This window comes from Chryseobacterium glaciei (assembly GCF_001648155.1).
In the GTDB taxonomy this organism is placed as follows: domain Bacteria; phylum Bacteroidota; class Bacteroidia; order Flavobacteriales; family Weeksellaceae; genus Chryseobacterium; species Chryseobacterium glaciei.
The window spans coordinates 725698-737253 of record NZ_CP015199.1 but is presented as its reverse complement, the minus strand read 5'-3'; the positions used below and the strand labels follow the sequence as shown (position 1 = coordinate 737253).

General features: G+C 33.0%; 11 protein-coding genes. 8 read left to right on the top strand and 3 right to left on the bottom strand.

The features are described 5' to 3' along the window. Positions 1–116: 116 nt before the first annotated feature. The 6 genes from A0O34_RS03265 to A0O34_RS03240 all read left to right on the top strand — a co-directional run bounded on the left by A0O34_RS03265 (position 117) and on the right by A0O34_RS03240 (position 5315). Positions 117–755 carry a DUF47 domain-containing protein gene (locus A0O34_RS03265; protein WP_066751102.1) on the top strand — a complete coding sequence of 213 codons (639 nt, stop codon included), beginning with the start codon at positions 117–119 and terminating at the stop codon, positions 753–755. Positions 756–769: 14 nt separating this feature from the next. Then, on the top strand, positions 770–1912 hold the full coding sequence (locus A0O34_RS03260; RefSeq protein ID WP_066751099.1) for an inorganic phosphate transporter: 1143 nt from the start codon (positions 770–772) through the stop codon (positions 1910–1912). A gap of 103 nt (positions 1913–2015) precedes the next feature. Further along, positions 2016–2987 (top strand): polyprenyl synthetase family protein, encoded by a 972-nt coding sequence (locus tag A0O34_RS03255; protein WP_066751096.1) that lies wholly within the window; start codon positions 2016–2018, stop codon positions 2985–2987. Positions 2988–3075: 88 nt separating this feature from the next. Beyond that, the gene (locus tag A0O34_RS03250; protein ID WP_066751093.1) at positions 3076–4026 is read left to right on the top strand and encodes a GSCFA domain-containing protein; all 951 of its coding nucleotides are present in this window, start codon (positions 3076–3078) and stop codon (positions 4024–4026) included. A gap of 6 nt (positions 4027–4032) precedes the next feature. Beyond that, the gene (locus A0O34_RS03245; protein ID WP_066751090.1) at positions 4033–4548 is read left to right on the top strand and encodes a DUF4269 domain-containing protein; all 516 of its coding nucleotides are present in this window, start codon (positions 4033–4035) and stop codon (positions 4546–4548) included. A gap of 5 nt (positions 4549–4553) precedes the next feature. Further along, the gene (locus A0O34_RS03240) at positions 4554–5315 is read left to right on the top strand and encodes a TatD family hydrolase (RefSeq protein WP_066751088.1); all 762 of its coding nucleotides are present in this window, start codon (positions 4554–4556) and stop codon (positions 5313–5315) included. A 105-nt stretch (positions 5316–5420) separates the two neighbouring features. Here the strand turns inward: A0O34_RS03240 and A0O34_RS03235 are convergent, their stop codons facing one another. After that, positions 5421–6698: a DEAD/DEAH box helicase gene (locus A0O34_RS03235; RefSeq protein WP_066751077.1), complete on the bottom strand. Its 1278-nt coding sequence runs from the start codon at positions 6696–6698 to the stop codon at positions 5421–5423. An 87-nt stretch (positions 6699–6785) separates the two neighbouring features. After that, positions 6786–7292: a DUF6438 domain-containing protein gene (locus tag A0O34_RS03230; RefSeq protein WP_066751074.1), complete on the bottom strand. Its 507-nt coding sequence runs from the start codon at positions 7290–7292 to the stop codon at positions 6786–6788. A 194-nt stretch (positions 7293–7486) separates the two neighbouring features. Between A0O34_RS03230 and A0O34_RS03225 the strand changes: the two genes are divergently transcribed. After that, on the top strand, positions 7487–8668 hold the full coding sequence (locus A0O34_RS03225; protein WP_066751071.1) for an autotransporter outer membrane beta-barrel domain-containing protein: 1182 nt from the start codon (positions 7487–7489) through the stop codon (positions 8666–8668). 17 nt (positions 8669–8685) lie between these two features. Continuing rightward, positions 8686–10479 (top strand): 3-coathanger stack domain-containing protein, encoded by a 1794-nt coding sequence (locus A0O34_RS03220; protein WP_066751068.1) that lies wholly within the window; start codon positions 8686–8688, stop codon positions 10477–10479. A gap of 78 nt (positions 10480–10557) precedes the next feature. On the opposite strand, the gene obgE is transcribed toward A0O34_RS03220, so the two are convergent. Further along, positions 10558–11541 (bottom strand): GTPase ObgE, encoded by a 984-nt coding sequence (gene obgE / locus A0O34_RS03215; RefSeq protein ID WP_066751066.1) that lies wholly within the window; start codon positions 11539–11541, stop codon positions 10558–10560. Positions 11542–11556 lie beyond the last annotated feature (15 nt).

The window sequence follows — 11556 nt, the reverse complement described above, 5'->3', positions numbered from 1 at the left end:
CCGGTTTTTTTGTTTGATAATCAGAGGGTAACGTAATGTTAACAAAACTTAACGTCAGATTGTTTCAGGTAAGGTGCTTTTTTAGGAAATTTGCACAAAATTATAAATACTTAAAAATGGGAATTGGTAATATTTTCCACGCTTTTCAACCAAAAGACAAAATCTTCTTTGTGCTTTTCGAAAAAGTAACAGAGAACCTAGTTGCAATGTCTGAAGAATTCAACACCGGTATCAAAGATTTCGATCTTAACGATGACTCTATGTTGAAGAAAATGAGCGACTATGAACATAAAAATGATGAGCTTACTCATGAAATTTTTATAGAATTGGGTAAAAACTTTATCACTCCTTTCGATCGTGAAGATATTCACACGTTGGCTACTGGTTTAGATGATATCGCTGATTACATCTATGCTTCTACAAAGTATATTTTTCTTTACAAGTCTCCGGAACTGAAGGCTTATTCAGATTTCTCTTTACTTATCCACAAAGCTTGTCTGGAGATCCAGAATGCAATGAAGAACCTTAAAGGGTTCAAAAACATGGAGCAGGTAAAAGAAGCTTGTATCAAAGTAAATTCTATTGAAAATATTGCAGATGATCTTCTTTCTAATTCTATGGTAGAATTGTTTGAAACGAATGACGCTATCAATATTATCAAAGTTTCATCTGTACTTAATTATCTTGAAATAGTAACCGATAAGGCAGAAGATGTTGCCAATACTATTGAGAACATCATGATTAAATACGCCTAAACAATATAACAAAAATGGAATTTCCTATTTTACTGATAGTTATTATTGCGCTGGCTTTAATTTTCGATTATATCAATGGTTTTCATGATGCGGCCAATTCGATTGCGACTATCGTTTCTACAAAAGTTTTAACTCCATTCCAGGCTGTACTTTGGGCAGCACTTTGGAATTTTGCAGCTTTCTTTATCGCTGCTTATATTATTGGAGAATTTAAAATTGGTAATACGATTGCCAAAACGGTTAACGAGAACTTTATTACATTAGAAGTAATATTTTCAGGTCTTATCGCTGCGATAGCCTGGAACCTTTTAACATGGTGGTTTGGGATTCCTTCATCATCATCACACACTTTGATCGGTGGATTTTTAGGAGCAGCCTTAATGCACGCTTTTATGATGGATTATCATGAAGTTGTTGCTGCTCACCCTGAGTTAGGAATGTGGGAAACGTTTAAGACAGCTGCTTATCAGGTAACGACACAAAGTGTTGTTAAATTTGATAAAGTAATTCCTATTTTCCTGTTTATTTTTATGGCTCCGATTATTGGGATGATTATTTCAATTATTATCACACTAATTATTGTTCATCTTTATAAAAAATCGAATCCGCATAAAGCAGATCAATCATTTAAAAGATTACAGTTGGGTTCTTCGGCTTTGTTCAGTTTAGGACACGGTCTGAATGATGCACAGAAAGTAATGGGTATTATTGGAGCTGCAATGATCTATTATCACGTGAATATGCTTCAAGATCCTGTTTATCTTAATATTCCTTCTGCGGGACGTTTCGATTATTTTGCACAACATTATATTTGGGTTCCTTTGGTTTCTTTCATCGCAATTGCATTGGGTACAATGAGTGGTGGTTGGAAGATCATTAAAACAATGGGAACTAAAATCACTAAAGTAACTTCATTGGAAGGTGTAAGTGCTGAAACAGCAGGAGCAATTACTTTATTTATTACAGACCATTTTGGTATTCCAGTATCTACAACACACACGATTACAGGTTCTATCATCGGGGTTGGATTAACAAAAAGAATTTCCGCAGTAAGATGGGGGATTACCGTAAGCTTACTTTGGGCTTGGGTATTAACGATTCCTATCTCAGCAATTGTTGCTGCGCTTACGTATCTTGTGGTTACATTTTTAACTTAAAATACAAATTCAAATAATAAAAAAAAACTTTGTCCATTTGGGCAAAGTTTTTTGTTTTATAAAGCCCTGAAAAATCGTATTTTTGTTGAAATTATATGATTTTATGGAATTTTTAGACAGATACCAACAAATTGTTGCGGAGGCCATTACTAAGTACACTTTTAAAGATAAACCTACGGAATTGTATGATCCGATGAACTACATTATTTCCCATGGTGGAAAGCGTCTTCGTCCGATCATGGTGTTGATGGCTTGTGATTTGTTTGGTGGTGATCTTAAACAGGCGATTAAACCCGCTTTGGCAATCGAATTTTTTCATAACTTCACTTTGATCCATGATGATATTATGGATGAAGCTCCTTTAAGAAGAAATAAACCTACAATTCACACTTTACACGGAATCAATGTAGGGATTCTTTCCGGAGATGCTTTAATGTTAAAAGCTTACAAATTCTTTGAAGATCTTGAACCTGAAATTTTTAAAGCTTGTATCAGAATTTTTACGCATACCGGACTTTTATTATGTGAAGGTCAGCAATATGATATTAATTTTGAGACGCAGGAAAACGTAACTTTTGATGATTACATCAGAATGATTACGTATAAAACAGGTGTCTTAAGTGCATCTTCTTTCGAGATCGGATCATTGATTGCTAAAGCTAATTTTAAAGATGCTAAAGCAATTTTCAACTTCGGAAAACATATCGGTATCGCTTTCCAGATCATGGATGATTATTTAGATGTATTCGGAGATCAGGCTCAGTTTGGAAAAAAACATGCAGGCGATATTTATGAGAACAAAAAAACCGTTCTTTATCTGATGGCGAGAGAGCATGCAACCGACGAGGAAAGAAAAGAACTTGATTATTGGTATTCTAAAAAGACAGATAATATCGACAAAGTTTATAACGTTGAAAAGATCTTCAGAAGAACAAAAGTTGACGAAAAAGCTTTGCGTTTAATCGAGAAACATAACGAAATCGGTCAAAGCTACCTTAAGAAAATAGATATTCCGGAAGAAAAGAAAAAGCCGTTTATAGAACTGGCTAATTATCTTTTGAGAAGAGAGAGTTAAATTAGGTGATAGGATTTAGGGCTTAGGAATTAGTTCCTTTCAAACGGTGCAAACTAAGCCCTAATTCCTAAACCCTAGATCCTATACAATGAAATTCAGGACTGAAGTTGAGATCAAAGAATCAGAGAAAAAGATAGAAATTGAAGATAAAATATTTTCAATAGGTTCATGTTTTGCCTCTGAAATGTCGGATTTATTTTATGATGGTCAGCTTCAAACCGTCAATAATCCGTTTGGGACTGTTTTTAACCCGTTTTCAATCAATAATTCCATTAAGACATTACATGATTCTGAGTTTTATCATGAAGAGGATTTAATCACATTTAATGATGAATTTATTTCTTTAGATCATCACACGAGTTTTGACACAAGATTTGTTCATCAGACCTTAGAAAAAATTAATTCTAAAATTGAAGAAGGGAATCGGTTCCTTCAAAATACCAATTGGGTGATTATAACTTACGGAACTTCATTTATTTATGAATTTCTTCCTAAAAATAAATTGGTTGCCAATTGCCATAAAATTCCACAAAAATTCTTTGAAAAGAGATTGTTGACCCATCAGGAACTCACAGATTCCATTTACAACACCATTTTAAATCTAAAAGATATTTGTAAGGATGATGTTCAGATCTTATTTACGGTTTCGCCGGTTCGCCATACAAAGGATGGAATGATTGAAAATCAGTTAAGTAAGTCAAAATTGATCACAGCTATTCATGAAGCAATTTTATTGTTTGAAAATTGTCATTATCTTCCGATTTATGAGATTTTAATGGATGATCTTCGTGATTACCGCTTTTATAAAGAAGATATGATACATCCGAATGCTCAGGCAGTAAATTATATTTTCGAGAAATTCGGAAGCGCTTATTTTTCTAATGAAACACAGGAGTTTATCAAAGAAAATTTTAAGATCAATAAAGCTTTAGAACATAGAACGAACGATGATAAAGATCCAAAATATCTTGAGTTTAAAGAAAAACTGAACGAAAAGATTGAGGCTCAACGTAAAAAAGTTAAACATAAAATATTCTGATTTTCAATGATCGACTTTACAAAACTTGATTATTTAAAAGATGGAAATGATAAGCAGAAAAGAGTTTATGAAGTTCTTACCAAATATAGAATTTTTGAAAAATTAAGTAATTATTCACCCATTTTAGCTGGAACAATTCCGATTGAAATTGATATTGAAGGAAGTGATTTGGATATTATTTGCGAAGTTAAAAATGAGGCTGGATTTCTGAATGTTTTAAATCAAATTTTACCTCAGGGTATTGATTTTAAGATTGAAACGAATATAAGTAATAATGAAAATTGCATCATTTTAAATTGTATACTAGAAGAATTTCCTATCGAAATTTTCGGACAAAATACACCAACAACAGAACAAAATGCCTATCAGCATATGATTGCTGAATACAAAATATTACAGGAAAAAGGAGAAGATTTTAAACAAAAAATAATAGAATTAAAGAAAAAAGGAATCAAAACCGAGCCCGCTTTTGGTTTATTAATGAACTTTGAAAATCCTTATGAAGATCTATTAAAATTTTAAAAATAATGATTGATACACATACCCATTTATACGCAGAAGAATTTGATGAAGATAGAAAAGAAGCCATTCAAAGAGCTTTAGATAAAGGAATTACAGAGTTTTATCTTCCAGCGATCGATTCAGAATCTCATGAAAAGATGCTTAAGTTAGAAGCTGATTATCCAAATCAGATTTTCTCAATGATGGGGCTTCATCCTTGTTATGTAAAGCCAGAATCTTGGGAAAAAGAATTAGAAATTGTTAAAAATTATCTTGATCAAAGACATTTTCCTGCCATCGGAGAAATTGGGATAGATTTATATTGGGATAAAACAACCTTAGATATTCAGATTAAAGCATTTGAGCAACAAATTGATTGGGCAATTGAAATGGATTTACCGATTGTCATCCACACAAGAGAAAGTTTTGACGAAACTTTTGAAGTTTTAGAAAGGAAAAAACACCCTAAACTTCGCGGAATTTTCCATTGTTTTTCCGGAGATCTGGAACAGGCAAAACACGCAATCGATCTTAATTTCATTCTGGGAATTGGTGGAGTAGTCACATTCAAAAATGGTAAAATAGATCAATTTTTAAATGAGATTCCTTTAGATAAAATTGTGCTGGAAACAGATTCTCCCTACTTAGCTCCGGTTCCTCACAGAGGGAAAAGAAACGAAAGTTCTTACCTGGATTTAGTTGCCGGAAAATTGGTGAATATTTACGGTAAAGATTTTTCTGAGATCGATAGAATTACGACTGAGAATGCAAAGAATTTATTTAGATAAATCAACAGGAGCGGACTTTAGTTCGTTTAACAAAAAGAAATAATTCCAATTGGCTTTAGCCAAAGTTCAAAAATAAAGCCTTCTCAGATTGAGAAGGCTTTTATATTATTTTTTCCTGAAAAAGCTCTTGTTTTTAGGCTTTTTCCCTGCATCTACTGCAGGTTTCTTTTTAGTATTGGCAGTTTGAGATTTTGGTCTTTCAGGTCTTGGACCAGAAGGTTTATTATTAGAATCTCTTTTCTGCGCCACCAAATTATCTGTGTGGAAAGGGTGATCTTTTACAATAGGAATTTTCATTCCAATCAGCTTTTCGGTGTTTTTCAGGTTTAATAAGTCAAGTCCATCAACAAATGAGATTGAACTTCCTTCTGCACCCGCTCTTCCCGTTCTTCCGATTCTGTGAACGTATGTTTCAGAAACATCAGAAAGTTCGAAATTTACTACGTATTTAAGCTCGTCAATATCAATTCCTCTTGCTGCAATATCTGTTGCAACAAGAACTCTTGTCTTTCCTGATTTAAAATTATTTAAAGCATTCTGACGGGCATTCTGAGATTTGTTTCCGTGAATAGCTTCCGTAGATATTTTGCTTGCTTGAAGTTTTCTTGCGATTTTATCCGCTCCATGTTTCGTTCTTGAAAAGACTAAAACAGAATCAGAAATATCATTCTGCAAAATATGCGTAAGAAGATCCAGTTTATCATCTTTTTCAACAAAATAAACCGATTGTTTGATGGTTTCAGCTGTTGAAGAAACAGGAGTAACTTCTACTTTTACAGGATTATTTAAGATAGAATCTGCTAATTTCTGGATTTCAGAAGGCATTGTTGCCGAGAAAAATAAAGTTTGTCTTCTCTGAGGTAAAAGTTTAATAACTCTTTTTACATCATGTACAAAACCCATATCCAGCATTCTGTCGGCTTCATCAAGTACGAATATTTCAATATTTTTTAAACTTACGATTCCCTGAGCAATAAAATCAAGTAATCTTCCCGGAGTCGCCACCAAAATATCAACTCCTCTTCTGAGAGCAGTTTCCTGGCTTCCTTGTTTTACCCCTCCGAAAATCACCAATTCCTTTAATGGAAGGTATTTTCCGTAAGCTTTAATATTCTCTTCAATCTGTATCGCCAATTCTCTTGTCGGAGTCAGAATAAGAGCTTTTATATGTTTGTTTTGTACTTTATTTTTGGATAAATTTTGTAAAATAGGAATGGAAAAAGCGGCCGTTTTTCCGGTTCCGGTTTGTGCACATCCTAGAAAGTCTCTGCCATTTAAGATATCAGGAATAGATCTTTCCTGAATAGGAGTTGGGGTGGTGTATCCTTGCTCCTGAATTGCTTTTGCAATGGGTTCTATTAGGTTTAGGTCTGTAAAATTCAAATGAATTATTTTTTTATTTAAAGTAAAAATTCCCTCAATGTGAAGGAATTATATTATGCAAAGGTAGTTTAAATATTTTTAAGTATATTACTTGACTTTGATCCATTGCTGATTAAGTTTTAAATCTTCAAAAAATTTGTAAACTTCGATCAATTTTTCGCTTCCTCTTTTTCCATAGTCTTCCACTTTTTTTGAGGTACCGTCGGCAAAATTTACAGTTAAATTAGAGCTTGAAAGATCAGATACGTTTTTTTGTCCATAGTTTTCATTTAAATTTTTAACATCTAAACCATTTAATAGAGAAACTAATTTATTATAATCTGCTTCTTTAATTGTTGCCTTAAAAGTTCCTTCGCGCGGTTTTGAAAACTCATCTTTTGAAGGTGTTTTGGTGAAGTTAAAATGTTCCGCTTCTAAAACCGCAGTTCTGTCAGGATTGATCGTCATCGCGAAGACAGGACAAAATCCGAAACAAGGACTTGTTTTATATTCAATTGTAGAATATTGTGATTTGCTATTTTGTGAGCTTTGTGCATTTTGAGAATTACATGAAAATAATACAACAAATGCAAAAAGACCTAGTAAATATTTCATAGTTTAAATTTGGTTGGAGTCTCTCAATAATTGTTCCAAAAGATAAGGTCTAGTTAAAAATTAAAGAAAAGTTCATAAAGGTGCTTGAAAAGGGATTTTTTTATTGTTATAATATAATAATTTAGATTAATTACATAAAATATTCTATTATAAATGATATAATTTTACTTGAATTTAAAAATTAATTTATAATCATGAAAAAAACTACAATTTTAATTGCAACAGTCTTAGGTTTTGTTGCAAATGCACAATCATGGAATCTTACAGGAAACGGCGCAACTAGTCCAACTACTAATTTTTTAGGAACTACAGACAATCAACCTCTTGTTTTTAAAACTAACAATATAGAATGGATGAAAATAAATACTAAAGGGAGGCTAATATTCCAGAATATAGATAGTGGTTCAGGCTTGGATAATAATTTGTTTTTAGGTGGAGGAAATGATAATTTTGTAGGATTCGCCAATACATCAGTTGGTATAGGTGCACTTGTTAGTAATATCGGTGGAGGTGCAAATACAGCTGTAGGTGCAAATAGTTTAAGAGCCAATATATCAGGAGGACAAAATACTGCAATAGGAGTAAATGCTAACGCAAATAGTACTATTGCTACTGCTAACACTGCTGTAGGAGGAAATGCAATAAACGGTCTTGGAACATCTAAAGCGAATACAGCCGTTGGTTTTGCTGCTTTAGCAAGATACAATGCTACAGTTAATGATAATATTGAGAATAATACAGCAATTGGTTATGGTGCAATGTCAGGAACAAATTCAGGTGTTGGAAACTCAGCGCTGGGAAAAAGAGCTTTAAGTGGAGTTTCTAGTGGAAACAATAATATTGGAATAGGTATTGAAACAGGAAATAATATTGCAGCAGGTAATGAGAATATTGTTATTGGTAATAATTTGAACGTTTTAACATCAGGAGGAAATAACCAGCTAAATATTGGAAATTGGATTATAGGAAATAATGGCACCATTGGAATCGGGCAATTTACCAACCAATTGCCAGCAGATGGTGTTTCTCAAGATGGAGAAAAATATAAGCTTTTCGTAAAAGACGGTATAAGAACAGAAAAAGTGAAAGTTGATATCGCATCAAGTAATGGCTGGGCAGATTATGTTTTTGAAAAAGGATATAAATTGATGCCTTTGAATGATTTACAAAAATTCATCGATAAAAATGGCCATTTACCTGAAGTTCCAACTACAGAACAGGCAATTCAAAATGGGATTGAATTAAAAGAAATGAACATTCTTTTACTTAAAAAAGTAGAAGAACTAACTCTTCATCTTATAGAGCAAAATAAAGAGTTAATAATTCAGAAAGAAGAGATTCAAACATTGAAGAAAGAGATTAGATGTTCAAAATAATTTTTAAACTTTAAATTATGAAGACAAAATTTTCTTTTTTTATAATCCTTATGGTGTTTGGGGTAAATTTTTTGTTTGCTCAGCATGAGAATGATAATTGGTTATTTGGAAATAACAAGTGGAAGTTTGATAATACTACTCCCAATGGCTTTTTACATACAACCAATTTAATACCCAGTATTAGGTATGGAAGCTCAATTATTAGTGATAAGAATACTGGAGATTTACTTTTTTTCTCCAATGGATATACTATTTATAATAAGAATAGTGTTACGATGGATAATGGAAATGATTTGTTTGGAGCACCTGTAAATTTACCACTACAGAACATAGGTAATCCTTCTGATCAATCTTCGATCATACTTCCTTTACCAAACTCCAATACTTTATATTACGTTTTTTATATTAATGGGAATAAAACGTTGGATGATCAATTCATAATCCAACCTACGACACCTTATAACTATGGATTAAGATATGCTATTGTAGATATGTCTTTGAATGGAGGTTTAGGTAAAGTAATTTCAAAAAACAATATACTATTTACTGATTCTCCAACGAATGCCTTAACCTCAACACTTGCTAGCGACGGAAATTCTTATTGGGTAGTAACGGCAAATAATGGTAACTTTTTATCTTACAAACTAGATGCGAGTGGTTTAAATACAACACCTGTTGTAAGTTTTGGTGCTAATTATGGTAATTTTATTAAAATATCGCCAAATTCCAAAAAATTATTAACAAGAACATACCGTAGTGTTTGGTTGCATAATTTTAATAATACTACAGGAATAATTACTAGTCCCTTTAATATTATTCCTGCTAATAATAATGCTACATATTATGGTGATGCGAGTGGAACTGCAAATAGCGCAGAGTTTTCTCCTGATAGTAATATTGTATACTTTATTGGTGCAGAAGCATGTCTTTGTTTATATCCTGCTGGAATAATTGGTTGGTCGGGTTTAGCAATGTATAACATTAATACAGGAAGTTTAGTTGGTGTTGATTCTTCATCTTCTTCTAATTACAATTTTAACTTTTATGGACTAACTGCTAGTTTACAATTAGCAAAAAATGGTAAAATATATTTAATACAAAATGCTAAAATACAAGATGATGGATATGGTTTTAAGGAAGTTAAATTTGGAACCTATGTAAGCAATTATTATCAATCTTATGATTGGCGAGTAATTAATACACCTAATGTTTGGAGTCCATCTGTAAATCCTTTAAGTTCAATTACACCTCCAAGAAATGCTCAAAATGGCTTTTCATTTCCTCAATTTGTTCCTGAACTTAATGCTTCTGCTGCATGTCCCGATGTTTTATATATTACAACACCGGTAACATCGTCACAAATTTATCAGGCTGGAAAATCAATCTTTGCATCTTCAACAATAAATGATAATCTGAGTGTAGAATATAAAGCTGGCTTAAATGTTAATTTAAACCCGGATTTCTTTGTGAAAGGGGATTTAAGAGGAAATTTTAAAGCATACATTAGTCCGTGCACAATTACTAGTTTCAATAAAGTAGGACCCAGTAATATTGAACCAACTTTTGCTAAGACAGGTACTATTGCAGCTTCGGAAGTTAAAATTTATCCAAATCCGGCTTCTACAGTTGTGAAAATAGACGCAGGTAAAAGTAAACTAACAGGTTGGATACTTTATGATCTTTCAGGTAAAAATATTTTGAATGGAAATGATCTCAATGTTCCTGTTGAAAATCTTCCAAAATCAGCTTATTTATTGATGATTAAGCTTGATAATGGAATTACAGTTACCAAGAAAGTTATTGTTCAATAGATAAAGTGAAATAATAATTGAATTAAAAAGGATAAACAGCAATGTTTATCCTTTTTTTATATTGTAATAAGATATTTTCTATCCGTGCAATTGCTTCCAGATCGCATCTTTCAATTCCATAAGACCTTCTCCCGTAACTCCTGAGAAAAATAAAGGTTTTTTATTTTCAGGGAATTCTGCAGAGATCTCTTTTCTAAGTTCTTCATCCACAAGATCGGATTTTGAGATAGAAATGATGAAATCTTTATCTAATAATTCAGGGTTGTATTCCTGTAATTCATTTTCCAAAATTTTAAACTCTTGAAAATGACTTTCAGAATCTGCCGGAATAAGGAATAATAAGATTGAGTTTCTTTCAATATGTCTCAGGAAACGGTGACCAAGACCTTTTCCTTCCGCTGCACCTTCAATAATTCCCGGAATATCGGCCATTACAAAAGATTTGTAATTTCTGTAATCTACGATTCCTAAATTGGGCGTTAAAGTGGTAAATGCATAATTGGCAATTTTCGGTTTAGCCGCAGAAACAGACGATAAAAGAGTTGATTTTCCTGCATTAGGGAAACCTACCAATCCAACATCCGCTAAGATTTTAAGTTCGAAAACGATAAAACCTTCCTGACCGTCCATTCCCGGTTGTGCAAATCTAGGCGTTTGGTTGGTAGAAGATTTGAAATGTTCGTTTCCTTTTCCACCTTTTCCACCTTCCATCAGGATGATTTCCTGACCGTCTTCCATGATTTCGCCAACGATTTCACCGTCTTCATTTTTAGCGATAGTTCCGATAGGTACATTGATGTAAATATCTTCTCCATAAGCTCCTGTAAGCTGGTTTTTAGCTCCATTCTGACCACGGTCTGCTTTGATGTGACGCGTGTATCGAAGGGGAAGTAAAGTCCATTCATGAGCATTTCCTTTCATGATAACGTGACCACCACGTCCTCCGTCTCCACCATCAGGTCCTCCTTTCGGAATATATTTTTCACGACGAAGATGGGCAGAACCTGCGCCACCATGACCGCTTTTACAATGAATCTTTACGTAATCTACAAAATTTGACATAATTCTTTTAGGGTT